We start from the raw sequence: 25818 nt of genomic DNA, 5'->3' as shown, positions 1-25818 counted from the left end.
CGGCCGGGCAAGATGGCACCCATGCCACTGGTCGAGGTCACGCTGGTCGAGGGCCGTACGCCCGAGCAGCTGCGCACGCTCATCTCGAAACTCACCGCCGCGGTGGTCGACTCCGTCGGCGCCCCGCAGGAGAACGTGCGCGTCATCCTGCGCGAGGTCCAGCCGACACACTGGGCCGCCGGGGACGTGACGATCGCGGAGAAGCGCGGATGACGGAGGAAGACGCCTGGGTGGAGGTCGCCGACCGGGTGTACGTCCGGCGGCACCAGAGCATGGACCTCAACGTCAGCCTGATCGTCGGCGAGGGCGCCTGCCTGGTCGTCGACACCCGGGCCAGCGAGGCCCAGGGCCGCGAGCTGGCCGAGGCGGTCCGCACGGTCACGCCGCATCCGTGGACGGTCGTCAACACCCACTTCCACTTCGACCACACCTTCGGCAACGCCGTGTTCCGGCCGGCGACGATCTGGGGCCACCGGCGCTGTGCCGAAGAGATGGTGAGCAGCGGGGAGCAGATGCGGCAGCGGATCCTCGGTCTCTACCGCGATGCCGGGATGGACGAGATGGCGGCCGACATCGAGGCGACCCGGATCGACCCGCCGGACGAGCTGGTCGACGACGTCGCCACGCTGAGCGTCGGCGGCCGGCCGGTGCAGCTGCGCCACCTCGGCCGCGGCCACACCGACAGCGACCTGGTCCTCACCGTCCCGGACGCGCACCTGCTCATCGCCGGCGACCTGGTCGAGGAGGGCGCGCCGCCGCAGTTCGGCGACGGCTTCCCGCTGGACTGGCCGGGCACCCTGGACGGGCTGCTCGAGCTGGTCGACGGCCCGGTCGTGCCCGGCCACGGCGCCGTCGTCGACCGCGAGTACGTCCGGGCGCAGCGGGCCGAGCTGGCCGACCTCGCGGCCCGGGCCCGGGACGGGTACGGCAACGGCCGCCCGGCCGACGAGGTCGCCAAGGAGCTGCCGTACTTCGGCGAGTTCGCCACGCACGCCGTGGAGAAGGCGTACCTACAGCTGCAGTGACTTGACCTCGAGGAACTCCTCCAGGCCGTACCGGCCGAGCTCGCGCCCGGTGCCGGACTGCTTGTAGCCGCCGAAGGGCGCGACCGGGTTGAACGCGCCGCCGTTGACGACGACCTGCCCGGTCCGCATCTTCCGCGCGAACGCGACCGCCCGGTCCCGGGAACCGGCGAAGACCGCGCCGGCCAGCCCGTACGGCGTGCCGTTGGCGATCGCGACCGCCTCCTCCTCCGACCGGTACGGGATGACCGAGAGCACCGGCCCGAAGATCTCCTCCTGCGCGATCGTGGCCTCCGGCCGGACCGCGGCGAAGACCGTCGGCCGGACGAAGAAGCCCCGGTCGAGCGGCGCGGACGGGCCGCCGGCGGCGAGCGTCGCGCCCTCGGCGACGCCCTTCTCGATGTAGCCGCGGACCCGGTCGCGCTGGGCCGCGGAGACCATCGGCCCGATCCGGGTGCCCTCGGCCAGCGGGTCACCGACCGTGTATTTCGCGGTCCCGTCCACGGCCAGCTCGACCGCCTCGGAGTGCATCGACTCGGGGACCAGCATCCGGGTCCAGGCCGTGCAGGTCTGGCCGCCGTTGAGGAAACAGTTGGCCAGGCCGACCTTGACGGCCTTGGCGAGGTCGGCGTCGTCCAGGATCACGTTCGCGGACTTGCCGCCGAGCTCCAGCGCGACCTTCTTGACCGTGCCCGCGGCGACCTCCTGGACCCGCTTGCCGGCCCGGACCGAGCCGGTGAAGGAGACCATGTCGACGTCCGGGTGCGCGGCCAGCGCCTCGCCCACGACCGGTCCGGTGCCGGGCACGATGTTGAGCACGCCGGCCGGGAGCCCCACCGACGCGGCGACGTCGGCCAGCACGTACGCGGACAGCGGGGCGACCTCGGTCGGCTTGAGCACGACCGTGCAGCCGGCCGCGAGCGCGGCGGCGACCTTGGCCACGACCTGGTGCAACGGGTAGTTCCAGGGCGTGATCGCGCCGACCACGCCGATCGGCTCCCGCAGCACCAGCGAGTTGCCGATCTCCTCCTCGAACGCGAACTCGGTCGCCAGCGTGGCGTAGGAGCGCATGACCACGGTCGGCAGCCCGGCCTGGGTCGAGGTCGCGAACTTCAGCGGCGAGCCGACCTCGCGCGCGATGAGCTGGGCCAGCTCCGGCACCCGCGCGGTGAGGCCGTCGGCGAGCGCGGACAGCATCGCGGCCCGCTCGGCCACCGGGGTCGCGGCCCAGCCCGGGAACGCGGCCCGGGCGGCGCGGACGGCCCGGTCGACGTCGGCGACGGTGCCGGCCGGCACGGTCGCCAGCTGCTCCTCGGTCGTCGGGTTGACCACGCTCAGCGTCTCGGTCCCGGTCGGCGGCACCCAGGCTCCGCCGACGTACAGGGCGTCGAGGTGGTCGGGCAGCGTCCGCGAGTCGGTCGAGGTCATGAACCCACCGTACGGGCCGCCCTTGACACCGTTCGGCCGTTTGTGCCATCTTCCCACCACTGGTCTGGACCAGTACGGACCAGTCCCCGGGCCGCAGCAAGTCGCACCAGGAGGATCCCGCGATGCATCGGAAATTGCGCACGGCGGCCGTGGCCGGCGTGGCGGTGGCACTGTTCGCCGCGGCGTGCGGCAGCAACGGCGGCGACACGTCCGACTCGGCGTCGGTCGGCGGCAACGCGCAGGCGAAGGACATCACCGTCTGGCTGATGAACGGCTCCGCGCCGGACTCGGTCGTCAAGGCGGTCAATGCCCAGTTCAACCAGGCCCACCCCGGCACCAAGGTCAACGTCCAGATCCAGCAGTGGTCCGAGATCCAGACCAAGACCACGACCGCGCTCGCCGGCAACAACCCGCCGGACGTGCTGGAGATCGGCAGCACGCTGGTCTCGAAGTTCGCCGACGCCGGCGGTCTGCAGGACCTGTCGGACAAGAAGGCCGACCTCGGCGGCAGCACCTGGCTGCAGGGCCTCACCGACGCCGGCACCCTGGACGGCAAGCTCTACGCGATCCCGTACTACGCCGGTGACCGCGCGGTGCTCTACCGCAAGGACCTGTGGGCCAAGGCCGGCATCACCTCGCTGCCGACCGACCGCGCGACGTTCGTCGCGGACCTCGGCAAGGTGCAGGCCAAGTTCGGCACGGACAAGCAGTTCTCCGCGCTCTACTTCCCGGGCCAGTACTGGTACGCGTCGCTGCCGTTCATCTGGGACGAGGGCGGCGAGGTCGCGGTCCAGGACAACGGCCAGTGGAAGGCGGCGCTGGACAGCCCGCAGTCGCAGGCCGGCCTGTCCGCGCTGAAGGACATCGTCACCAAGTACTCGAAGGCGCCGGTCAACGGCAACGAGAACGACAACGACCCGGCCGTCCCGCTCGGTGAGGGCAAGGCCGCCACGACGATCGACGCGGGCTGGAAGGTCGCCACGATCGAGAAGGCGCACCCGGCGCTCAAGGGCCAGATCGGCGTGTTCCCGCTGCCGAGCAAGAACGCGGGCCAGACCGCGCCGGTCTTCCTGGGCGGCTCCAACCTCGGGATCGCCGCGGGCAGCGACGCCCAGGGCCTGGCGTACGACTGGATCAAGATCCTGGCCACCACGAAGGCGCAGACGGACCTCGCCACCACCGGCGGCGTGATCCCGAACTCGAGCTCGCTGCTCAGCCTGCACGCCAACGACCCGGTGCTCTCGGTCTTCGACGCGGCGGCGAAGAACAGCCGGTCCACTCCGAACAGCCCGAAGTGGGGCGACGTCGAGAGCGGCACGGTCCTGCAGGACATGCTGGTCTCGATCTTCAGCGGCAAGAAGAGCGTGGCCGACGCGACGAAGGACGCGTCGGACGCGATCAACAAGACGCTGAACTCGTAGCCTGCCGGCCGCCCGACCCTCCGCCGGGGCCGGGCGGCCGGTACTCCACCCGGACGCGGCCCCGGACCGGGACATCCCGGTCCGGGGCCCGCGCGTGGACCCAGGAGCTCGTCGCCGGGCAGCATCACGGCGAGCCCCCGGACGAGGAGGATTCGTGGATCCCGAACCCCGCACCGCCGATCCCGTCCCGGACCAGGCCGGTTCCGGGACGGCGGTGGAGACGCTCGGCGACGGTCCGGACCGGGCCGCCGCCGACCTCGCGGCCACGGTCGCGGCGACCGGTGCGGGCGGGGCGGGTCCGGTGCCCCCGGTCCCGGCGACCGCGGCCCTCCCGGACGAGGCGCCGCTGCACCGCACCCCGCGTCGCCGGGCCACCGGCGCCCTGCCGTACGGCCTGGTGCTGCCGAGCATCGTGCTGCTGGCCGGCCTGCTCGGCTACCCGCTGTACGTGCTGGTGAAGACCTCGTTCCAGACGCTGGACCTGCGCCAGTTGATCCGCCGGCAGACCGTCTACACCGGACTGTCGAACTACGGCACGATCCTCACCGACCCCGAGTTCTGGGCCGTCACGATCCGCACGATCCTGTTCGCCGCGGCCTGCGTGGCGCTCACGATCGCGCTCGGCACCCTGGTCGCGCTGCTCATGCGCCGGGTCGGCAAGGGGATGCGGCTGCTCGTCTCGGCCGGCCTGCTGCTGGCCTGGGCCACTCCCCCGGTCAGCGCGGCGACGGTGTTCAAGTGGCTGTTCGACCAGCAGTACGGCGTGGTCGACTGGATGATCACCAAGGCCACCCCGCTGGACTGGAGTCAGCACGCCTGGTTCGACGGCCAGCTGTCCGCGTTCACCGTGATCATCCTGTGCGTGGTCTGGCAGGCCATCCCGTTCGTCGCGCTGACCCTGTACGCCGGGCTCACCACGATCCCGGACGAGGTCGGCGAGGCGGCCCGGATCGACGGCGCCGGAGCCTGGCGCTCGTTCTGGTCGGTGACCGCGCCGATGCTCAAGCCGGTCTTCCTGATCCTGACGTCGCTGTCGGTGATCTGGGACCTCAAGGTCTTCACCCAGCTGTACGTGCTGACTCAGGGCGGACCGGATCGCAAGACGCTGCTCATCAACCTCTACACGTACCAGAAGGGCTTCGCGGTGAGTCAGTTCGGAGTGGCCTCGGCGGCCGCGGTGGTGATGGTGGTGCTCACCCTGCTGCTGACCCTCTGGTACGTCCGGTCGATGATCCGCGTGGGCGAGGAGGAGCTGTGAGCTCTCGGGCGGTGCGGCCGCGGCGCGGCACGGTCGCGGCGAACGTCACCGGGGTGATCGTGTTCGTGCTGTTCGTGTTCCCCGTCTACTGGATGGTGGCGACGGCGTTCAAGCCGGCCGGCGACATCCGGACGTTCAACATCACGCTGTACCCGCACACGGTCACGCTGGAGAACTTCCGGACCGCCTTCCACGCGGCCGGGTTCTGGACCTTCCTGCGCAACAGCCTGGTCGTGTCGAGCTCGGTCACCGTGCTCGCGGTGCTGGTGGCGCTGCTGGCGGCGACCGCGGTCGCGCGGTTCCGGTTCCGCGGCCGGAAGGCGTACCTGCTGGTGATCCTCATCGTGCAGATGGTGCCGCTGGAGGCACTGGTCATCCCGATGTACCTGACCCTGCGCGACGCCGACCTGCTCAACATCGTGCCGGTGCTGATCGCGACGTACATGGCGACCGTGCTGCCGTTCACGGTGTGGACGCTGCGCGGGTTCGTCCAGGCGCTGCCGGTGGAGCTGGAGGAGGCCGCGATGATCGACGGCGCCTCCCGTTGGGGCGCGTTCTGGCGGATCACCTTCCCGCTGATGGGGCCGGGGCTGGTGGCCACGTCGGTGTTCGCGTTCATGCAGGCCTGGAACGAGTTCATCCTGGCCCTGACGCTGATGGAGCAGGGCAACCAGACGCTGCCGGTCTGGCTGGGCACGTTCAAGACCGCGCAGGGCACCGACTGGGGCGGCCTGATGGCGGGTTCGACGCTGGTGGCGATCCCGGTGGTCGTGTTCGCGGTCGTGCTGCAGGGCCGGATCGCGACGGGGGCGGCCGCGGGCGCGGTCAAGGGATGAGCGTCGCGGCGCTGGCCGACGCGGTCCTGTTCCCCGGCTTCACCGGCACCTCGCCGCCGGACTGGGTCCGCCGCCGGGTCGGTACGGGCCTGGGCGGGGTGATCCTGTTCGGCCGCAACTGCGCCTCCGCCGACCAGGTCGCGGCGCTGACCGCGGCCCTGCGGGCCGAGCGGGACGACGTGCTGGTCGCGACCGACGAGGAGGGCGGGGACGTCACCCGGCTGTTCGCGGCCACAGGCTCCCCCGTACCCGGCCCGTACGGGCTCGGCGTGGCCGACGACGTGTCCCTGACCCGCGCGGTGTCGTACGCGCTGGCGGCCCGGGTCGCGGCGGCCGGGATCGACTGGACCCTGGGTCCGGTCGCGGACGTGAACAGCGCGCCGGACAACCCGGTGATCGGGGTGCGGTCGTTCGGGGCCACGCCGGAGCTGGTCGCCCGGCACGTGGTGGCGGCGGTGGACGGCATCCAGGCGGCCGGGGTGGCGGCCTGCGCCAAGCACTTCCCCGGGCACGGCGACACGACCGTCGACTCGCACGTCGGGCTGCCCACGACCGGGCCGGACCTCGACGGCGCGCTGGAGCCGTTCCGGGCCGCGGTCGGCGCCGGGGTCGCGACCGTGATGACCGGGCACCTGCTCGTCCCCGGGTACGGGGACCTGCCGGCGACGCTGAACCCGGCGCTGATCGCCGGGCTGCTGCGCAAGGACCTCGGGTTCGGCGGGGTGGTCATCTCCGACGCGCTGGAGATGGGCGCGATCTCCGGCGGGGTCGGCATCGGCGAGGGCGCCGTGCTGGCCGTGCTGGCCGGGGTGGACGCGCTCTGCCTCGGCGGCGACGAGGCGGGTGCGCCGATCGCGGACGCGGCCCGGGACGCGCTGGTCGCCGCGGTCCACAGTGGACGGTTGCCGGAGGACCGCCTCGCCGAGGCGGCCGCCCGTGTCGGCTCCCTCGCCGCCCGGGGGGCGTGGCCGGCGGGGCTGGAGGACGTGGGCCTGGTGGCGGCCCGGCTGGCGGTTCGGGTCGCCGGGGACGTACGGCTGGCGGGTGGGGCGCCGGTGGTGGTGCAGCTGGACCCGGCGCCGACGATCGCGGTCGGCTACACCGCCTGGGGACTGACCGGGCTGCTGCCGGACGCGACCGAGCTGCGGGTCGGGCCGGGCGACCCGCTGCCGGCGGTGCCGGCCGACCGGCCGCTGGTCGTGGTGGCCCGGGACGCGACCCGGGTCGGCTGGGTCGGGCGGGCCGTCGACGGGCTGCTGGCCGCGCAGCCCGGGGCGATCGTGGTCGAGATGGGCCTGCCCGGCCCGGTGCCGCCCGCGCGGGGCTGGATCGCCACCGGCGGCGCCTCCGCGGCCGCCGCCCGCGCCGCGGCCGAGCTCCTGCTCGGGACCGAACTGTGAGCGGCCGGCGCGGTGGTGCGGCCGGGGCGCCACCACTCGCGGTGGTAATCACCACTCGCGGTGGTAGCCGCGCGGGCGCACACCGCTCCCCCGGAGGGCGGGCGTGATCGCGGTCGGGGTGGACGCGGGTGGCACCGGGAGCAGGGCCGTCGTCGTCCGGGACGGGACCGTGGTCGAGCGGCGTGACCTGGGGCCGATCAACGTGCTGCTGCACGACGACGCGCTGGACCGGCTGGCCGCCGCCGTCACGGGGGTCGGCGCCGAGGCGGCCGGGTTCGGGCTGGCCGGCGTCCGCTCCGGCGCGCACGCCCGGAAGATCGCGGCCGAGCTGACCGACCGGACCGGGGCCCGGGTCGCGGTCGGCGACGACACCGACGCCGCGCTGGCCGGCGCGTTCCGGGGCGGGCCCGGGATCGTGGTCATCGCCGGCACCGGGTCGGGCGCGGCCGGCCAGGACGAGGCCGGCCGCACCGTCCGCGTCGGCGGGCACGGCTACCTGCTCGGCGACGAGGGCGGTGGCTACTGGATCGGCCGGGAGGCGGTCCGGGCGGCGATGCGCGCCGCCGACGGCACCGGCCCGCCGACGGTGCTCACCGCGGCCGTGCAGCGCGCGTTCGACTCACTGGCCGGTGCCGAGCAGCAGGTGCACCGGCACCCGACCGACCGCGAGCTGCTGGCCCGGCTCGTCCCCGTGGTCGCCCGCGCAGCCGGGGACGCCGAGGCCGACCGGATCCTGGCCGAGGCGGCCGGGCACCTGGTCGACCTGGCCCGGGCCGTACAGGACAGGCTCGGCGCGCTGCCGCTGGCCGGTGTCGGCGGGATCTTCCGCTGCGCGCCGGTCGCGACCGCGTTCCGGACGGCGACGGGCGCGGCGGAGCCCGCCGAACCTCCAGAGCTCGGCGCGCTCCGCCTCCTGGACCGGCCGCCCGCTGCCTAGGCCGGGACGGTGTCGAACTGCGGGCCCTCGGTGCGGGTCCGCTTGAGCTCGTAGAAGTACGGGTTGGCGGCCAGCGCCCGGGCGCCGTCGAACATCGTCGCGGCGTCCTCGCCGGTCGGGACCCGGGAGATCACCGGGCCGAAGAACGCGACGCCCTCGACGTGCAGGACGGGCGTGCCGACCTCGGTGCCGACCGGGTCCATGCCGGCGTGGTGGGAGGCCTTGAGTGCCTCGTCGTAGTCGGTGGAGTCGGCGGCGTCGGCCAGCTCGACCGGCAGCCCGGCCTCCTCCAGCGCGGCGACCAGGGTGTCCCGGCCGTAGCCGGCCTTCTCCTGGTGGATGCGGTTGCCGAGCGCGGTGTAGAGCGGGCGCAACACCTCGGTGCCGAACTTCTGCTCGGCCGCGATGGCCACCCGCACCGGACCCCAGCCCTTGCTGAGCATCTCCCGGTAGCTCTCGGGGATGTCGTCCTTGTCGGAGTTGAGCACGGACAGGGACATCACGTGGAAGCTCAGGTCGAGCGGGCGGAGCTTCTCCACCTCGAGGATCCACCGCGATGTCAGCCACGCCCAGGGGCAGATCGGGTCGAACCAGAAATCGACCCTCGTCCGCTCGGTCACAGGTCCTCCTGCAGAAGGTTTCTTGGTCGTCTCGCCGGTTGGCAGCACCGGAAGACGGTTCTCCGAGAGCCGCAGCACCACTGCGTCCCGGCTCATTCCCGCCGGATGCTGTGAGGTCGCCGTGCGAGACTCCTGGCATGGGTGTCCCGAACCTGACCCGCGCCGACGCGCGCGCCCGTGCCGACCTGCTCACGGTCACCTCGTACGAGGTCGAGCTGGACCTGACCGACGGCGGCGGCAAGCCCGGCGAGCGGACCTTCGCGTCCCGGACGACGATCCGGTTCACCGCGTCCCGGCCCGGGGACTCGACGTCCGTCGACCTGATCGCGGCCGGATTCCGGGAGGCGACGCTCAACGGCGTCGCCCTGGACACCTCCGGGTACGAGCCCGAGACCGGGATCGCGCTGCCCGACCTGGCCGCGGACAACGTGCTCGTGGTCGACGCGGACTGCCTCTACACGAACACCGGCGAGGGGCTGCACCGGTTCGTCGACCCGGTCGACGGCGAGGTCTACCTCTACTCGCAGTTCGAGACCGCGGACGCGAAGCGGATGTACACCTGCTTCGACCAGCCCGACCTCAAGGGCACGTTCGCGCTCACGGTGACCGCCCCGGCGCACTGGGAGGTCGTCTCCAACGGCCGCCCGCTCGACGTCAGCGAGACCACCGGCGGCGCGCAGCAGGTCGTCTTCGCCACCACCCCGCCGATCTCCCCGTACGTCACCGCGCTGGTGGCCGGGCCGTACCACAAGGTCACCGACACCCACGACGGCATCGACCTCGGCGTCTACTGCCGGGCCTCGCTGGCCGAGCACCTCGACGCCGAGGACATCCTGCTGGTGACCAAGCAGGGCTTCGACTGGTATCACCGCGCGTTCGAGTACCGGTACCCGTTCGACAAGTACGACCAGCTCTTCGTGCCGGAGTTCAACGCCGGCGCGATGGAGAACGTCGCCTGCGTGACGTTCCTGGACGACTACGTCTTCCGCTCGAAGGTCACCGACTACAGCTACGAGCGCCGGGCCGAGACGATCCTGCACGAGATGGCGCACATGTGGTTCGGCGACCTCGTGACCATGCGCTGGTGGGACGACCTCTGGCTGAACGAGTCCTTCGCCAGCTTCGTCTCAGTGCTCTGCCAGGCCTCGGCGACCCGGCACACGTCGGCCTGGACGACGTTCGCGAACATCGAGAAGACCTGGGCGTACCGGCAGGACCAGCTGTCCTCGACGCACCCGATCGCCGCCGACATCCCGGACATCGAGGCCGTCGAGGTCAACTTCGACGGGATCACGTACGCGAAGGGGGCCAGCGTCCTCAAGCAGCTGGCCGCCTACGTCGGGGTGGAGCAGTTCCTGCGGGCGTTGCAGGTCTACTTCCGCCGCCACGAGTACGGCAACACCACACTGGCCGACCTGCTCGCCGCGCTGGAGGAGGAGTCCGGCCGGGACCTGTCCCGCTGGTCGGCGCAGTGGCTGGAGACGCCCGGGGTGAACACGCTGCGCGCGTCGTTCGAGGTCGACGAGGACGGGCGCTACACCTCGGTCACGGTCGAGCAGGGGCCGGCCGAACCGGGCGCGGGGCCGCTGCGCGACCACCGGCTGGCGGTCGGGCTCTACCGGGTCGACGGGGCCAAGCTGGTGCGCACCGAGCGCATCGAGCTGGACGTCACCGGCGCCCGGACCGAGGTGCCGGAACTGGCCGGAGTGCTGCAGCCGGACCTGCTGCTGGTCAACGACGACGACCTGACGTACGGGAAGGTGCGGCTGGACGAGCGCTCGCTGGCCACCGTCGTGGCCCGGGTCGCCGACATCGACGACCCGCTGCCGCGGACGCTGTGCTGGGGCGCGGCCTGGGACATGACCCGCGACGGCGAGATGCGGGCCCGCGACTACGTCGCGCTCGCGCTGGCCGGGGTGACGGGCGAGTCCGAGATCGGCGTGGTCCAGTCGATCCAGGGCAAGATCCGCTCCGCGCTGATGAACTACGCGGCGCCGGACTGGGCGCCGACCGGCTGGGCCCAGCTGGCGGACCTGTCCGAACAGGAGCTGCGCGGGGCCGAGCCCGGCTCCGACCTGCAACTGGCCTGGGCCCGGACGTTCGCGGCCGCGGCCCGGACGCCGGCGCAGGTCGCCGTCGTCCGCGGGCTGCTGGACGGCACCGGCGCGGTGCCGGGGCTGAGCGTCGACACCGAGCTGCGCTGGTCGCTGCTGTCGGCATTGGTGGCGCTCGGCGCGGCCGGCGACGACGAGATCGAGGCCGAGCTGGACCGGGACCCGACCGCGTCCGGGCAGCGGCGGGCCGCGACCGCGCGGGCGCTGCGGCCGACGGAGGCGGCGAAGGCCGAGGCCTGGCGGCTGGCGACCGAGGACGACGACCTGCCGAACGCCATCAACGAGGCGATCATCGGGGGCTTCCACCACCCGGAGCAGGACGCGCTGACCGAGCCGTACCTGGCCCGCTACTTCGAGGTCATCCCGGACGTCTGGGAGCGGCGGACCAGCGAGATCGCCCAGAACGTGGTGGTCGGGCTGTTCCCGGACGCGGCCTCGCCCTCGGTGGTGGACGCGGCCGAGGCGTTCCTGGCCGATCCGGCGGTGCCGCCGGCGCTGCGCCGGCTGGTCGCCGAGGGTCGCGACGACACCGTCCGCGCCCTCAAGGGCCGCGCCCGCGACGCGACCTGAGTCTCCTCGACCCGCCGGGAAGCCGGCCCCGCCGGAAAGCCGGCCCCGGGAGCCCGGCTCCGCCGGAAGGCCGGCTCCGCCGGGGCTCGATGGTCCCGGCGGGCCGGCGGCGCCGACCGCGGGCGCGGAAGGGATCGACCACCGCAGGCGCGCGCACAGGCGCCGCCCGGAGTGGGCGGCGCCAGGGGTGGGCGACTAGTTGCGGTGGTGAGGTGGCGCCAGGGGTGTACCCGCGGCGCGTTCGTTCGGGCGCCCGGCCTGGTCGGAGAGCATGCGCAGCCCGTTGACGAGCGCGCCGACCAGGTCACCGACCGAGAGCGAAGCCCGCATCGAGAGCGCCGCCAGCGCCGCCGACCGGTCCGGCAGCCGCCGCGACGACTGCTCCCCGGTCACGATGTGCAGCACCCGCTGCGCCGGCGAGACCGCGAGCAGCACGCCCTCGGCCGGTCGGGGCAGCCCCGCGTGCAGCCGCTCGGCGTGCTCCCGGGTCGGCTCGTCCAGCGCGCCGACCCAGACCGAGAAATCGAGCCCGGTCTCCCGGCTCGACAGCGTCAGCGCCTCGTCCAGCCGGGACAGCTGCCGCGGCGCGAAGGGCCCGGGCTTGCGCCCGACCACCTGCGCCGAGAAGTCGGTGACCTCCGTGTCGCGGCCCGCGACGACCTCCCGCGCGTGTTCCGCGTTGGCAGCGGGACCGTGATCCCCGCCGGGCCGGCTCACCGTGTCCGACGGGAAGTCGGGATCGACATCGGGCTCGGCCGGGTGCTCGGTCCGCAGCTCACCACTCGCCACTGGCCCCGCCCCTCGCCGTCGCAGTGTTCACGTCCAGGACCGACGCCGGTCCGCTCGCCCCGCCCGGCAGGGCCTTGCGCTCCGGCCTACCCGCCGCGGCGAGCGCGGCCCGGCCCTCGGCACTGCCGGCCGGCGCGGCGATGTCCGGCCGCGCCACGTACCAGACCGGCTCGAAGTCCCAGGACTTCCCGACCCGGTAGCGCGGGCTGCGCGAGGCACCGGGCGCGAAGGTCAGCGCCGCCAGCAGGGCCAGCCCCGCGATCGGCGCGACCCCGAACACCAGCACGGTCTCCCAGACGCTCACGCGGTAAAGGTAGCGAACCTCCGCAGGACGCTCATCTCGGGGTTCACCAGCCCGGCGGCCGCCGGTCGACCCACGGCACGGCGTCCTCGAGCTGGGCCGACAGGGACACCAAGGTCGCCTCATCGGCAGGCCGTCCGGCCAACATCACCCCAATGGGGAGGGTGGGCTCGCCCTCGGTCCAGTACATCGGCAGGCTCACCGCCGGCTGCCCGGTCACGTTGTACGTCGCGGCGAACGGGGTGAACTGCGTCTGCCGGGCGAAGTCCTCGGCCGGGTCCCCGGTCTCGGAGAACCAGCCGACCGGCACCGGCGGGCTGGCCAGCGTCGGGCTGAGCACCGCGTCGTACTGGGCGGTGCGCATGATCCACTGCCGGGTGAGCATCTGCAGCTGGGCCATCGCGCCGACGAACTCGGCCCCGGTGGTCTTCGCGCCGAGCCCGCGCAGCCAGCGGGTCAGCGGCAGCAGCTCGTCCTCGCGGGCCGGGTCGACCGGCGCGGACGCCGCCGACACGCCCCAGACCGCCGCGAACGGCGCCAGCGACTCGGGCGGGAACGGCGCGTCGATCTCCTCGACCTCGTGGCCGAGATCGGTCAGCGCGGCCGTCGCCGCCTCGTACGCGGCCAGGCAGTCGGGGTGTATCTCGGAGTCGGCGATGACGGGCGCCGCGTACCGCCCGATCCTCAGCTTGCCCGGGTCGCGGCCGGCGAAGGACAGGAAGGTGGCCCCGTTGGCCAGCGGCGGCGCCCAGTGCGGGTCGCCCGGCATCGGCACGGCCATCGCGTCCAGCAGCGCGGCCGCGTCCCGGACGTTGCGGGCCAGCGGGCCGTTCCAGGCCAGGCCGGTGACGTCGCCGCCGACCGGGCCGTTGCTGACCCGGCCACGGGAGACCTTGATGCCGAACAGCCCGCAGACGCTGGACGGGATCCGGACCGAGCCGCCGCCGTCGCTGCCCTGCGCGAAGGGCACCATCCCGGAGGCGACCGCGGCCGCCGCGCCGCCGCTGGAGCCGCCGGCCGACCGGCTCGGGTCCCAGGGCGTCCGGGCCGGGGGCGCGACCCCGTTCTCGGTGTAGCAGGGCAGGCCGAACTCGGGCGTGTTGGTCTTGCCCAGGCTGATCGTGCCGGCCCGGCGCAGCAGCGTCACGACGTGGTCGTCGACCGGCGGCACGAAGTCGGCGAAGAGCGTCGAGCCGAGCGTGGTCCGGACGCCCGCGGTCAGGTTGAGGTCCTTGATCGCGGTCGGCACCCCGTGCAGCGGCGGCAGCGTGGCCGGGTCGGAGCGGGAGGCCTGCTCCTCGGCCTCCTTGGCCCGGGTCAGCGCGTCGTCGGCGGTCACCGTGACGAACGCGCCCAGCTCCTCGTTGCGCCGCTCGATGCGGGCCAGGTAGTGCTCGACCAGCTCCACCGGACTGACCTGGCGGGCGCGTACCGCCGCCGCCTGCTCCAACGCGCTCATGTCGTGCAACTCGGCCATAGCCGGACCCTATCGAGGACTCCGGCCCGTCATCATGTGCCGGATGGATGAGACCTCGCGTTCGTACGCCGTCGCACTGGACGAGGCGGACCCGCTGGCCGGGTTCGGGGACCGGTTCGTGCCGGCGCCGGAGGTGCTCTACCTGGACGGCAACTCGCTCGGGCGGCTGCCGGCCTCGACCGCGGACCGGCTGGCCCGGGTCGTCACCGAGGAGTGGGGCGGCGGGCTGGTCCGGTCCTGGTCGACCTGGATCTCGCTGGCCCGCCGGATCGGCGACCTGATCGGGGTCCCGCTGCTCGGCGCCCGGCCGGGCGAGGTGGTCATCGCCGACTCGACCACCGTCAACCTCTACAAGCTGGCCGCCGCCGCGCTGGACGCCCGCCCGGGCCGGTCGGTGGTGCTCTCCTGCGCCGACGAGTTCCCCACCGACCGGTACGTGCTGCAGGGGCTCTGTGCCGCCCGCGGCGTCTCGCTCCGCGACCTTCCGTCCTCTGTGGACAGTGGGCTGTCCGTCGACGCGGTGCGGGCCGGGCTGGACGAGTCCGTCGCGGTCGTCGTGCTCTCGCACGTGGCGTACCGGTCGGGGGCGTTGCTGGACCTGCCCGCGATCACGGCCGCCGCGCACTCGGTCGGGGCGCTGGTGCTCTGGGACCTGTCCCACTCGGGCGGGTCGGTGCCGGTCGGGCTGGCCGCGGCGGAGGCGGACCTGGCCGTGGGCTGTACGTACAAGTACCTCAACGGCGGCCCCGGGGCGCCGGCCTACCTCTACGTGCGGACCGAGCTGCAGGAGCAGCTGCGGCAGCCGATCCAGGGCTGGTTCGGGGCGGCGTCGCAGTTCGCGATGACCCCCGAGTACGAGCCGGCGCCGGGGATCGACCGGTTCCTCGTCGGCACCCCGCCGGTGCTCTCGATGGTCGGGATCGAGGAGGGCGCCCGGCTGCTGGTCGAGGCCGGCATCGAGCGGCTGCGGGGCAAGGGGCAGGCGATGACGTCGTACCTGATCACGCTGCACTCGGCCTGGCTCGCGCCGCTCGGCTTCCGGCTCGCCTCTCCCCCGTCGGCCGGCGCCCGCGGGTCGCACGTGTCGCTGGAGCACCCGGCGGCGTGGCAGATCTGCCAGGCGCTGCTGGATCGGGGCGTCGTGCCGGACTACCGGACGCCGGACCGGCTGCGGCTCGGGCCGGCCCCGCTGACGACCCGGTTCACCGACGTGCACGACGCGCTCGTCGTCATCCGGGACGTCGTCGCGTCCGGCGCGCACCTGTCGTACCCGGCGTCGCCGGCGCGGGTGACCTAGGCGCCGGACTGTTTGGGGTGGCGGCGTTCGAGGACGATCGCGAGCGTCGGGCACTGCTGGGCCGCGCGCTGGGCGTGGCTCTCGAGCTCGGCCGGGATCTCGGCCACGATCGGCGCCGGGTAGCCCCAGTCGTCCAGGGTCACCAGCTCCGGCAGCAGCTCGGCGCAGATCCCGTGCCCGTCGCAGGTGATCGGGTTCACCCGCAGGCGCATCCGGCCGGCCCGGTTGAGCGGCGGCTTGACCGGCTCCTTCGGCGGCTTGCGGGAGCGGGCCGCGCTCGGGATCGGCGTGGTGGGGCGGCGTACCGGCGGCGGTGGTGGAACCGGGTGCTGGGCCGGGATCGGGGGCCGGGTCAGGTAGTCGGCCATCGGCGGGTCGGGCTCGGGGGCGCGGCGGCGGCCGACGTACTCCCCCGGCGGGGGGCGGTCGTAGGCGGACGCCTCCCAGGCGGGACGGGCCTCCTCCCCCGGCGGGGGGCGGTCGTAGGCGGACGCCTCCCAGGCGGGACGGGCCTCCGGCTCCCGATACCGCGACGGCGCCTCGTACGCCGGGGCCGCGGGCGTCTCGTATGCCTGTTGGTACGCCGACGGCGGCTCATAGGCCGGCGCGGGCGGCGGCTCGTAGGCCCGTGCCGGCGGCTCATAGGCCGACGGTGCGTCGTAAGGCGACCGGTACGCCGACGGCGCCTCATAGGCCGGGGCCGGCGGTGCGTATGCGGCCGGTTCGTAGGCGGGGGCCGGCGGTTCATACGCGGCCGGCTCGTAGGCGGGGGCCGCCGGTTCATACGCCGCCGGCTCGTAGACCGGAGCGGCCGGTGCCGGGGGCGCGTAGGCGGTCGGCTCATAAGCCGGAGCTGCCGACGCAGGAGGTTCGTAGGCGGGCGCCTCGTAGGCGGGGGCTGCTGGGGCCGGGGGTGCATAGGCGGGCTCGTAGGCCGGAGCAGCCGGGCCCGGCGGCTCGTAGGCCGGCGGCTCGTAGGCCGGGGCCTGCGGTTCGTAGGAGGGCGCCTGCGGTTCGTAGGAGGGCGCCGCGTACGAGGCCGAAGTCCCATACGCCGCAGGCGATTCATAGGCCGACGCCGGCGCCTGGTACGGAGCCTCGAACGGCGGCGGCTCGTAGGCGGGCGACCGGTAGGCGGGCGACTGGTACGCCGGGGGCGGCTCGTACGCCGGGGCAGCCGCCGGCGGCTCGTACCGCGGCACCTCGTACGCAGCCGGCGCCGGGTAAGCAGCGGGCGGCTCGTAGGCAGGCGGCTCGTATGCCGGCGGCTCGTATGCCGGCGGCTCGTGGGCGGGCGGTTCGTCCGCCGTCTCCTCGTAGAGCGCGGGCTCCCGATTCGACCCCGCCGCGTACGGCCCGTACGCGGTCCCCAACCACTCGGCCGTGGACTGCTCCTCGTCGGCTTGGTACCGCCGGCGCGGCCGCGGTGTGTACCCGGACGAGCCGGGCGCGGAGTGCCGGCTCACCGGCGCTTCGGCTTCCGCTGCTCGGACGGCAGCGGCAGCACCCCGCGCACCGGCCGCCCGCACCAACCGGACAGGTGCCGCTCGACGTCCTCGGCGAACACCTCCAGCGCGCTGGCGACCAGGCCGGCCGTGCCGTCCGGATGCGAGCAGGCGCCGCGCCCGGCGATCGAGGAGCACCAGCGGTGCAACCGCGCGACCACGTTCCGGTCGCCCTTGCCGGTCGCCAGCGCGCTCAGCGCGCCCGCGATCGCCGGCAGCCCGTTGAGGCAGGCGCCGCACTGCCCGGCCGACTGGTCGGCGAGGTAGCGGGCCAGCCGCGCGGTCTCGTCCAGCCCGCAGGCCCGGTCCGGCAGCGCGATGACGATGCCGGCCCCGAGCGAGCCGCCGGCCGTGGCCATCCCGGCGTGCGAGAGCGGCGTAGCGAGCGCGGTCGTGGCCGGCAGCCAGCGGCCGGCGCACCCGCCGATCAGCATCGCGCCGACCGGCTCGGTCAGCCAGCCGACCCCGGACAGCGCGGCCTCCACGGTCGTGCCGACCGGCACCTCGACCACGGCCGGCTGCGCGACCGCGCCGCGGATGGTGAGCACCAGCGAGCCCGGCTCGGCGGCCTCGCCGACCTCCCGGAACCAGCTCGCGCCGTACCGGGACAGCAGCGCGAGGTTGGCCATGGTCTCGACGTTCTGCACGAGCGTCGGACGGCCCTTCACGCCCCGCTCGGACGTGTGCGGCGGGTGGTAGAGCGGCACCGCGGCGCCGCCGGAGAGGTGCTGCGCGGTCGCCGACGACTCGCCGGTGACGTACCGGTCGGGAGCCGGCACGAGCTTCATCGGGACCTCGTCGAGCTTGGCCCGGCGGCGCTCGGCCAGCGCGCGCTCCATCACGTCGTAGACGCCGGTGCGCTGCACGACCGAGACCATGATCTGGCGGGCCTCGACCGCGTCGGCGGCGACCTGGGCGCCGTCCAGGATCAGGTGCGGCACGCGGCTGATCAGGAACGTGTCCTTCTCGCCGAGCGGGTCCCCGGCGGCGCCGTTGACCACGACGACGGCCTTGCCCCGCACCGCCCGGACCGCGCGGACCTTGGCCTCGACCGGGAACCCGGCGCCGCCGCGCCCGCGCAGCCCGCTCTCGGCGATGACCCGGCCGGCGCCGGCGCTGTTCAGCGGCCCGTAGGCCGCCCGGTGCTCGGCCAGCGTCACCGGCCGCCCGTCCGGCCGGACCGCGGCCAGCAGCCGCGGCAGCCCGGCCGCGCCGGACCCGGCGGCCCGCTCGACCGCGGGCGCCACCGCCCGCCGCTCCCACATCCCGGTCGGCCACTCGCCGGTGATCTCCCCGGTCGCGGCCCGCGACGGCGCCCGCAGCCCCGGGATGTCCTCCCGGACCCACTCGCCGGTCGCGGCCGGGTCGGGCCAGGTCCGCCGCTGGGACGGCGGCGCGGTCACTTCTGCCCCGTGGATTGGGAGGTGCCCGAGCGCTTGGACCAGTTCGGCGCGAACGGTCCCTGCTTGGCCCAGGTGAACACCAGCGCCACCGCGCACGCGGTCACCAGCACGGCGCTGGTCCGCAGCAGCGCCCGTCGGGGCCAGCCCTCGACGATCCGCCAGGCGAACGCGAGCAGCACGAGCACGACGCAGGCGATCGTGAACCAGACCGACCAGGCCTTGCGGGTGTCCGAACCCGTACCGAGCGCGTGCACGATGCCCAGCGGCCAGCACATGTACGCAGTCCAGTGCACCGCGCGCCAGGCCTCGTACCCGATCCGCTGACGCATCAGGCTGGTCACGATCATTGCGATGATGAGGTCGGACGACAGCGTGCCGAGCCCCATGTAGACCGGCCGGTAGCTCCCGATGAAAGGGATGAAGGATTCCTGCACGGTGATCCGGACGAAGTCGTCGAGGATCGCGGCGACGACGTGCAGGGCCAGGAGCACCAGCACGTACAGGGAGATGTTGCGGTGCAGGCCCTGGGTGACGAAGCGGGGCCAGCGGGCGCTGGAGAGCCGGGTGCTGGCGCCGATGCCGAGCGCCATGCTCAGCGTGAGCAGCGCGAGAGCGACGACGCCGCTGGCCCGGGTCAGGAACCAGGTCAGTTGGGAATCGCCGAGCAGGTCACTCACCCGGCGTCCCCCTCCCTGTCCTCCGGCCAGCCGGCGACCCGGTGCACCGCCCCGGCCGCATCGACCAGTCGCGAAGGTAGTCCCCGGCTCTGGAGCCATTCGGGTGAACCCCGACCCCGCACGATGGCCGCCGTACTCGCCGTGTTCGCGTCGACACAGCTCGCTGCCGTGACGGTGACCGTGCGCCAGACCGGCTCGACCGGCAGCCCGGTTCGCGGGTCGAGCACATGGTGGTAGCTGCGCCCGGCCCGCTGCCAGCGCCGGACGGCGGTGCTCGACGTGGCCAGCCCGCCACCGTGCAGACGGATCACCGGTCCCGTCCGCCCCGGGGTCCGTACGTGCTCGCGGGCGGCGTCGTCGGTGAGCCGGACCGGCCAGCCGGCCGGCGGCAGCGGACCGGCGGCGGCGAGGTCCCCGCCGACGTTCACCAGCACGCCCGCGCCGGTGGCGGCGACGATCGCGGTCGCGGCCCGGTCCACGGCCAGCGCCTTGGCCGTCGCACCCAGGTCGAGGCCGGTGCCGGCCGGGATCCGGATCGTGTCCGCGGTCAGCTCGACCTGCCGCCAGGCGCCGGGCGGCGGGGGCGCGGGGACGGCGGCCGGGCCGTCGGCCGGCAGCGCCTCGTAGTCGGCGTCGTAGCCGGCGGCCACCAGCGCGCGACCCAGCATCGGGTCGACGTCACCGTCGGTCTGCTCGGCCGCGGTCAGCGCGACCCGGACGGCCGCCGCGAACAGCGGGCTGATCGGCACGGTCGTCCCGGCCGCGGCGTTGACCGCCATCAGCTCGGAGTCGGGCCGGAACCGGCTGCAGGCCAGGTCGATCGCGGCCAGCTCGTCCTGCAGGATCCGGACGGCGGTGCCGAGCGCGTCCGGGCGGCTGTCGACGAGCAGCTCCCCGTACGTGCCCAAGGCCTCGAACCGGCTGCGCACCACCCGCGCCTCCCGCGGACGCCCGCCGGGACGCCCCGCTCCGGCCGGGTCCGCGGCGTCTCCCGGGCGGGCTGCCGCCTCGGCAGGACACCCCGGTGCGGTCGGGCCTTCAGCGTCCCGCGGGCGAGCTGCGCCCGCGGCGGGACGGTGCGGTGCGGTCGGGCCTTCGGCGTCCCGCGGGCGGGCTGCGTCCGCGGCGGGACCGTGCGGTGCGGCCGGGTCCGCGGTGTCGGCCGGGGGCGGAGCGGCGACCGCGCCCGCCGGTCCACTGTGGACCGACGGGACGGGGTCGGGGATCTGTCCGGTGCGCTGGCGCACCGGGGAGGCGGCGACTCGGCTCACGTGCCGCCGGTCGGGGTCGGCGCCGGCACGGGGTCCGTGGTCGGGTCGGGCGTCGGCGCCGCGGTCGTCGTCGGCGGGGCCGGCGGCGGCTTGGGCGCGGTCGTGGTCCTCGGCGGCGTCGCCTTGGGCGGCGCGGCCTTCGTCGTGCTCGGCGCCGCGGCCGTGGTCGTCGGGTCGTCGTCCACCGGCGGGGCGGCCGCGGTGGTCTTCGGCGCGGCCTTGGTCGCCTTGGGCGCGGGCCGGTTCGCCCGCGATGCCGGCTGGGCCTTGCGAGGTGCGGCCTTGGTCGCCGGGGCCTTCGCCGCCGGCGCCTTCCCGACCGTGGCGGCCGTGGTGCTCTGGGCCGGCGTCGCACCCGCGATCGCAGCGGCAAGTCCTCCGGTCGCGATCACCGCGCCGGCAGCCACCCCCTTGGTGACCAGCGAGAGACGCCGGAGCGCGCGGTCGCGGTGGTGAGCGGGGGGAGAAGCCATCGAGTTCCTCTCAGACATGCCTGGACCGTGCCGTTCCCCCGTCCGTGCGGGCCGCCCTACTGCGGCCCTCCCGATGCCAGGCCTCACCACCACGGCATCGGGTCGGGCGCCCGCCTCACCACCGGTGCCCGGTCCTGACGGATCACGCCCGAGCGCGATCCGCGGAAGTTTGTATCAAGGAAAGATTGTGAAGGCGAGCCGCATCACCGTAAGGCTTCAGACAACGACGCCCCGTCGTCACGACGGGGCGAGCAGGTCACGCGGTTGCGGCTTCGCCGTCGTCCAGGTATGCCTGCCAGCGTGGGTCGGGGGTACGGAACCCGAGCACCCGCCAGGCTGTCCCGGACGGGGCTCTCGGTGGTGTCCCGATCCGCCAGCCCAGCTCGACCAGGGCCCGGTCGGCTTTCGTGTGGTTGCACCGGGCGCAGGACGCGACCACGTTCTCCCAGGTGTGAGCGCCGCCGCGGCTGCGCGGTATGACGTGGTCGAGGGAGGTGGCGGCGGCCCCGCAGTAGACGCAGCGGCCGCCGTCGCGGGCGAACACGGCCCGGCGGGTCAGCGGCACCTGGGCCCGGTACGGCACCCGCACGTACCGGGTCAGCCGCAGCACGCTCGGCACCCGGATCGCGGTGGTCGCGCTGTGGAAGGAACCGTCGCCGTCTTCGACCGCGACGGCCTTCTGGCTGAGCACCAGCACGACGGCGCGCCGCGACGACACGACACACAGGGGCTCATACGTCGCGTTGAGCAGCAACGTCACAGTCGCTGGCGCCACCGGCCCACCTCCCTGAGCTGAGACCAGTGAACCTGAAGCGGGGCGGCTGTGCACGCGTTTAGCGCCCTGGTTCACAAGACTGTCGCCGGGCGGGGCCCTCCCCCAGGGCCCCGCCCGGCGACAGCGGATCGGTGTGCTGCCCGTACGCGCGGCGTGCGGGACGTGGAACGAATGTGGGGCCGGGCGGCCGCTCGTCGTTGCGAGGCCGGCCCGGCGTCGGACGCACTAGCGGCGGAGCAGGTCCTCCAGCTCGGCGATCTCGGCGGCACTGTGCCGCGCGAACATCGCCTCGAGGTCGGCCCGCTCGGCCGGGGTGCGGTAGGAGGCCAGCTCGGTACGCAGGCGGTCGCGCTCGGCCCGCTGTGCCCGCCGGACGCGGTGCCGCGCGGCGAACTCGGCGGCCGGGGCCGTCATGGTCGAGAGCATCGGCGTTCTTCTTTCTTTCTCGGTAGGTCTGTGGACGCCTCCCAGTCTACTGGATCGATTAAGTCGCCTCGTTGCGGGCGACGTGAACTGCAGCACCCCGGTCACCGTCGGACCGCCGCCGCCGCTCTAACCTCGTCGCCGTGCCCGCTCTGCGATCCGACCACCGACCCGACTACCCGCCGGCCGAGCGTCTCGACCTGGTCGAGCAGCTCAACGGGCACGAGGTCGCCGATCCGTACCGGTGGCTGGAGGACCCGGCCGATCCCCGGACGGTGGCCTGGGCCGAGGCCGAGGACGAGCTGGCCCGCCCGCTGCTGGACGCGCTGCCGGGCCGGGACCGGCTGACCGGCCGGCTCACCACCCTGCTGCGGGCCGGCAGCGTGGGCGCGCCGACCTGGCGGGGCGAGCGGGCGTTCTTCACCCGCCGGGAGCCGGGCCAGGAGCACGCCGCGCTGCTGGTGCGGGACGCGGACGGCAGCGAGCGGGTGCTGGTCGACCCGACCGCGCTGGACCCGGCCGGCACGACCACGCTCGACGCGTACGTCCCCAGCATCGACGGCGACCGGCTCGCCTACCAGCTGTCCACCGGCGGCGACGAGGAGTCGCGGCTGTACGTGCTCGACGTCGCCAGCGGCGCGCAGCTGGACGGCCCGGTCGACCGCTGCCGCTACTCCCCCGTGGCCTGGCTGCCCGGCGGCAACGAGCTCTACTACGTCCGGCGGCTGGCGCCCGAGGCCGTGCCGGCCGGTGAGGAACAGTTCCACCGTCGGGTCTGGCGGCACCGGCTCGGCGCGACCCCGGCCACCGACCTCGAGGTGCACGGCGCCGGGCTGGACCCGACGAACTACTACGACGTGTCGGTGTCCCGGGACGGCCGCTGGCTGCTGGTCACCGCGTCCGCCGGGACGGCGCCGCGGGACGACGTCTGGATCGCGGACCTGACCGGCGACGCCGTGCTGAACCCGATCCAGCTCGGCGTCGACGCCCGGGTCTTCCCCCGGATCGGCCCGGACGGCCTGCTCTACCTCAACACCGACCGGGACGCGCCGCGCGGCCGGCTGGCCCGGGTCGACCCGGCCGATCCCGCGTACGAGCGGTGGGTCGACGTGGTGCCCGAGGCCGGCGACGAGGTGCTGGCCGGGACCGTGCTGCTGTCGTCCGCGGATGGTGCCGGCGACGTGGTCACCGTGTTGGCCGCGCACACGAAGGACGCGGTGGACGCGCTGTCCTGGTGGGATCCGGATGGCGCGGCCCGCCTCGGCACGGTCGACGGCCTGGGCACCGGCAGCGTGGTGGGCCTGACCGGGCGACCGGAGGGCGGGCGCGAGGCCTGGATCGGCTACACCGACCACGTCACGCCGCCGCTGGTGCGGCACTGGACCGCCGACGACCCGGCCGAGCTGGACACCTGGGCGACGGCGCCCGGGGCCGGGACGCCGGCCGGCGTCCGGGTGAGCCGGGTGCACTACGAGTCCGGCGACGGGACCCGGGTGCACATGTTCGTGGTCGCCACCACGCTGGCGCCGGATCGGGTGCGTCCGACGATCCTCTACGGCTACGGCGGCTTCAACCAGGCGCTGACCCCGAGCTACACCGCCTCGATGCTGGCCTGGGTCGAGGCCGGCGGCGTCTGGGCGGTGGCCAACCTGCGCGGCGGCTCGGAGAACGGCGAGCAGTGGCACCGGGCCGGCATGCGCGAGCACAAGCAGAACGTCTTCGACGACTTCGCGGCGGCGGCCGGGCGGCTGGTCGCCGACGGCTGGACCACGCCGGGCCAGCTCGGCATCTACGGCGGCTCCAACGGCGGCCTGCTCGTCGGCGCCGCGCTGACCCAGCGCCCGGAGCTCTACGCGGCGGTCGTCTGCAGCGCCCCGCTGCTGGACATGGTCCGCTACGAGCTGTTCGGCCTCGGCCGCACCTGGAACGACGAGTACGGCACGGCGGCGGACCCGGTCGAGCTCGGCTGGCTGGCCGCGTACTCCCCGTACCACCGGGTGCGCGACGGGGTGAACTACCCGGCCGTGCTGTTCACGACCTTCGACAGCGACACCCGGGTCGACCCGCTGCACGCCCGCAAGATGTGTGCGGCGTTGCAGCACGCGACGACCGGCACCCGGCCGATCCTGCTGCGCCGGGAGAAGGACGTCGGTCACGGCGCCCGCTCGGTGAGCCGGACCGTGCAGCTGTCGGTGGACCAGCTCGCGTTCCTGGCCGACCGGCTGGGGCTGCCGCTGTGAACGCTGAGGACGCCGTGGACACCGGCCGCAGCTTCGGCCAGTTCGTCGCGGACAACCGCGACGCGATCATCGTCCGGCCTCTCCACATCATCGTGATCATCCTGCTGGCGCTGGGGATCCGCTGGCTGCTGTTCCGGGCGATCAACCGGATGGTGCGCTCGACCGCACACAGCGACGTGCCGGTCGTGCTGCGGCCGCTGAAGGACCGGCTCAACAACGGCTCCGCCGAATCGGCCGTGGTCGACGAGCGGCGCCGGCAGCGGGCCGAGACCGTCGGGTCGCTGCTGCGCAGCATCACCTCGCTGGTGATCGGCGTGCTCGCGCTCATGCTCGTGCTGGGCGAGATCGGCTTCCAGCTCGGCCCGTTCATCGCGGGCGCCGGGATCATCGGCGTCGCCGTCGCATTCGGCGCGCAGAACGTGGTCAAGGACTTCCTGTCCGGCATCTTCATGGTCCTCGAGGACCAGTACGGCGTCGGGGACGTGGTCGACCTCGGAGCGGCCAGCGGCACGGTCGAGGCGGTCGGGCTGCGGGTGACCCGGGTCCGGGACGCCAGCGGCACGCTCTGGTACGCCCGCAACGGCGAGATCCTGCGGGTCGGCAACAAGAGCAAGGGTTTCGCGCTGGTCACGCTCGACCTGCCTGTCCCGTACGGCTCGGACGTGGACGCGGCCGGGGCGACCATGCAGATGGCGGCGGACGAGCTGGTCACCGAGGAGGACTTCGCCGACGCCGTCCTGGAGGAGCCGAAGCTGCTCGGCGTCGAGGAGATCGACGTCGAGAAGGGCGTCACGCTGCGACTGACCGTGAAGGTGCGGCCGTCGGACCAGTGGCGGGTGGCCCGGGCACTGCGGCAGCGGATCGCCGACCGGCTCGACCAGGACGGGATCCGGCGGGCGCCGGGCAACGGGCTCGACGTGCACACCGAGCCGGTCGGCGACGCGAACGCGGCCGCGCCGGTCGACGGCGGCGGCGGGCAGCCGCCGACCGGTCCCACCAGCTCCGACCCCATCCCCCGCGAACCCCGCTGATCCCCGCGGCGCGTGTCAGCGGCGCCGGCCCGGGCAGGAGTCCGGTCGTGACGCAGCGGGTGGACGAGCGGGTGCGGGTGGTCGACGCGACGCCTGCCGATCTCTGGCAAGTGATCGCCGACTTCGGCGGCGCGAACCGCTGGTACGCCCCGCCGCTGGTCTGGGAGCTCCGCGGGCTGCTCGACCGGCTCATGGGCGGCATCGGCCTGCGCCGCGGCCGGCCGTCGTCGCTCGCGGCCGGGGACGCGCTGGACTTCTGGCGGGTCGAGGAACTGCGCCCGGGCGCGCTGCTGCGGCTGCGGGCCGAGATGCGGACGCCCGGGACGGTCCGGCTGGAGCTGCGGGCCGAGCCGGCCGACGGCGGCCGCGCTCGCTATCGGCAGCGCGTGCTCTTCCAGCCCGCCGGCGTGCCCGGCGAGCTCTACTGGTGGGCGCTGCGGCCGGCCGACACACTGTTGTACCGCTTCATGGTGCGGACGGCGGCGGCGGCTGCGAGCCGCCGTCACGAGGGCGCGCCAGAGCCACGCAACACCGCGTAGGACCATCGCCG

24 protein-coding genes are annotated in these 25818 nt (G+C 74.3%); 12 read left to right on the top strand and 12 right to left on the bottom strand.

The window, feature by feature from the left end; genetic code table 11:
• Window positions 1–21 precede the first annotated feature (21 nt).
• Together VGP36_22755 and VGP36_22750 are read left to right on the top strand one after the other, a co-directional pair.
• The gene (locus tag VGP36_22755; GenBank protein HEV7657532.1) at window positions 22–213 is read left to right on the top strand and encodes a 2-hydroxymuconate tautomerase; all 192 of its coding nucleotides are present in this window, start codon (window positions 22–24) and stop codon (window positions 211–213) included.
• On the top strand, window positions 210–1025 hold the full coding sequence (locus tag VGP36_22750; protein HEV7657531.1) for an MBL fold metallo-hydrolase: 816 nt from the start codon (window positions 210–212) through the stop codon (window positions 1023–1025). The genes VGP36_22755 and VGP36_22750 overlap by 4 nt, the downstream gene beginning before the upstream one ends.
• Here the strand turns inward: VGP36_22750 and VGP36_22745 are convergent.
• The gene (locus VGP36_22745; GenBank protein HEV7657530.1) at window positions 1011–2450 is read right to left on the bottom strand and encodes an aldehyde dehydrogenase family protein; all 1440 of its coding nucleotides are present in this window, start codon (window positions 2448–2450) and stop codon (window positions 1011–1013) included. The genes VGP36_22750 and VGP36_22745 overlap by 15 nt on opposite strands.
• Before the next feature lie 122 nt (window positions 2451–2572).
• On the opposite strand from VGP36_22745, the gene VGP36_22740 reads away from it, so the two are divergent.
• The 5 genes from VGP36_22740 to VGP36_22720 all read left to right on the top strand — a co-directional run bounded on the left by VGP36_22740 (window position 2573) and on the right by VGP36_22720 (window position 8302).
• Window positions 2573–3871, top strand: coding sequence for a sugar ABC transporter substrate-binding protein (locus VGP36_22740; GenBank protein HEV7657529.1), 1299 nt, complete (start codon window positions 2573–2575; stop codon window positions 3869–3871).
• 154 nt (window positions 3872–4025) lie between these two features.
• Window positions 4026–5129, top strand: coding sequence for a sugar ABC transporter permease (locus VGP36_22735; GenBank protein HEV7657528.1), 1104 nt, complete (start codon window positions 4026–4028; stop codon window positions 5127–5129).
• Window positions 5126–5965: a carbohydrate ABC transporter permease gene (locus VGP36_22730; GenBank protein HEV7657527.1), complete on the top strand. Its 840-nt coding sequence runs from the start codon at window positions 5126–5128 to the stop codon at window positions 5963–5965. The genes VGP36_22735 and VGP36_22730 overlap by 4 nt, the downstream gene beginning before the upstream one ends.
• Complete coding sequence (locus tag VGP36_22725) at window positions 5962–7365, top strand: glycoside hydrolase family 3 N-terminal domain-containing protein (protein ID HEV7657526.1); 1404 nt, start codon at window positions 5962–5964, stop codon at window positions 7363–7365. The genes VGP36_22730 and VGP36_22725 overlap by 4 nt, the downstream gene beginning before the upstream one ends.
• Window positions 7366–7468: 103 nt before the next feature.
• The gene (locus VGP36_22720; protein HEV7657525.1) at window positions 7469–8302 is read left to right on the top strand and encodes a BadF/BadG/BcrA/BcrD ATPase family protein; all 834 of its coding nucleotides are present in this window, start codon (window positions 7469–7471) and stop codon (window positions 8300–8302) included.
• Here VGP36_22720 and VGP36_22715 read toward each other — a convergent pair.
• On the bottom strand, window positions 8299–8922 hold the full coding sequence (locus VGP36_22715; GenBank protein HEV7657524.1) for a disulfide bond formation protein DsbA: 624 nt from the start codon (window positions 8920–8922) through the stop codon (window positions 8299–8301). The genes VGP36_22720 and VGP36_22715 overlap by 4 nt on opposite strands.
• 137 nt (window positions 8923–9059) lie before the next feature.
• Between VGP36_22715 and pepN the strand changes: the two genes are divergently transcribed.
• Entirely contained in the window at window positions 9060–11606 is a 2547-nt protein-coding gene (gene pepN, locus VGP36_22710) for an aminopeptidase N (GenBank protein HEV7657523.1), read from the top strand.
• A gap of 195 nt (window positions 11607–11801) precedes the next feature.
• On the opposite strand, the gene VGP36_22705 is transcribed toward pepN, so the two are convergent.
• From VGP36_22705 to VGP36_22695, 3 genes are read right to left on the bottom strand one after another with little or no spacing between them, the layout of a single operon-like run.
• Window positions 11802–12395: a DUF5130 family protein gene (locus tag VGP36_22705; GenBank protein ID HEV7657522.1), complete on the bottom strand. Its 594-nt coding sequence runs from the start codon at window positions 12393–12395 to the stop codon at window positions 11802–11804.
• On the bottom strand, window positions 12382–12699 hold the full coding sequence (locus tag VGP36_22700) for a hypothetical protein (protein HEV7657521.1): 318 nt from the start codon (window positions 12697–12699) through the stop codon (window positions 12382–12384). Before VGP36_22700 ends, VGP36_22705 begins: the two co-directional genes overlap by 14 nt.
• Before the next feature lie 43 nt (window positions 12700–12742).
• Window positions 12743–14173, bottom strand: a complete 1431-nt coding sequence (locus tag VGP36_22695) for an amidase (protein HEV7657520.1) — start codon at window positions 14171–14173, stop codon at window positions 12743–12745.
• Between the two features lie 43 nt (window positions 14174–14216).
• Here VGP36_22695 and kynU point away from each other — a divergent pair, with 43 nt between their 5' ends.
• On the top strand, window positions 14217–15470 hold the full coding sequence (gene kynU, locus VGP36_22690) for a kynureninase (protein HEV7657519.1): 1254 nt from the start codon (window positions 14217–14219) through the stop codon (window positions 15468–15470).
• On the opposite strand, the gene VGP36_22685 is transcribed toward kynU, so the two are convergent.
• The 7 genes from VGP36_22685 to VGP36_22655 all read right to left on the bottom strand — a co-directional run bounded on the left by VGP36_22685 (window position 15467) and on the right by VGP36_22655 (window position 22000).
• The gene (locus tag VGP36_22685; GenBank protein ID HEV7657518.1) at window positions 15467–15838 is read right to left on the bottom strand and encodes a ferredoxin; all 372 of its coding nucleotides are present in this window, start codon (window positions 15836–15838) and stop codon (window positions 15467–15469) included. The genes kynU and VGP36_22685 overlap by 4 nt on opposite strands.
• A gap of 1094 nt (window positions 15839–16932) precedes the next feature.
• The gene (locus VGP36_22680) at window positions 16933–18378 is read right to left on the bottom strand and encodes an NADH-ubiquinone oxidoreductase-F iron-sulfur binding region domain-containing protein (GenBank protein ID HEV7657517.1); all 1446 of its coding nucleotides are present in this window, start codon (window positions 18376–18378) and stop codon (window positions 16933–16935) included.
• Window positions 18375–19055 (bottom strand): ferric reductase-like transmembrane domain-containing protein, encoded by a 681-nt coding sequence (locus VGP36_22675; GenBank protein HEV7657516.1) that lies wholly within the window; start codon window positions 19053–19055, stop codon window positions 18375–18377. Before VGP36_22675 ends, VGP36_22680 begins: the two co-directional genes overlap by 4 nt.
• On the bottom strand, window positions 19052–19987 hold the full coding sequence (locus VGP36_22670; protein HEV7657515.1) for an FAD:protein FMN transferase: 936 nt from the start codon (window positions 19985–19987) through the stop codon (window positions 19052–19054). Before VGP36_22670 ends, VGP36_22675 begins: the two co-directional genes overlap by 4 nt.
• Window positions 19988–20322: 335 nt before the next feature.
• Complete coding sequence (locus VGP36_22665) at window positions 20323–20817, bottom strand: hypothetical protein (protein ID HEV7657514.1); 495 nt, start codon at window positions 20815–20817, stop codon at window positions 20323–20325.
• A 238-nt stretch (window positions 20818–21055) separates the two neighbouring features.
• Complete coding sequence (locus VGP36_22660; GenBank protein ID HEV7657513.1) at window positions 21056–21574, bottom strand: HNH endonuclease; 519 nt, start codon at window positions 21572–21574, stop codon at window positions 21056–21058.
• Between the two features lie 225 nt (window positions 21575–21799).
• Window positions 21800–22000 (bottom strand): hypothetical protein, encoded by a 201-nt coding sequence (locus VGP36_22655; protein HEV7657512.1) that lies wholly within the window; start codon window positions 21998–22000, stop codon window positions 21800–21802.
• A gap of 140 nt (window positions 22001–22140) precedes the next feature.
• On the opposite strand from VGP36_22655, the gene VGP36_22650 reads away from it, so the two are divergent.
• The 3 genes from VGP36_22650 to VGP36_22640 are packed head-to-tail and all read left to right on the top strand — an operon-like array spanning window position 22141 to window position 25807.
• Window positions 22141–24237, top strand: a complete 2097-nt coding sequence (locus tag VGP36_22650; GenBank protein ID HEV7657511.1) for a prolyl oligopeptidase family serine peptidase — start codon at window positions 22141–22143, stop codon at window positions 24235–24237.
• Window positions 24234–25268, top strand: coding sequence for a mechanosensitive ion channel family protein (locus VGP36_22645; protein ID HEV7657510.1), 1035 nt, complete (start codon window positions 24234–24236; stop codon window positions 25266–25268). The genes VGP36_22650 and VGP36_22645 overlap by 4 nt, the downstream gene beginning before the upstream one ends.
• A gap of 47 nt (window positions 25269–25315) precedes the next feature.
• A complete protein-coding gene (locus VGP36_22640; GenBank protein ID HEV7657509.1) occupies window positions 25316–25807 on the top strand; it encodes a DUF2867 domain-containing protein in 492 nt (163 codons plus the stop codon).
• Window positions 25808–25818: the final 11 nt, after the last annotated feature.

It is taken from the genome of Mycobacteriales bacterium (assembly GCA_035995165.1).
In the GTDB taxonomy this organism is placed as follows: domain Bacteria; phylum Actinomycetota; class Actinomycetes; order Mycobacteriales; family CADCTP01; genus CADCTP01.
This window is presented reverse-complemented; position numbering and strand designations above follow the sequence as displayed.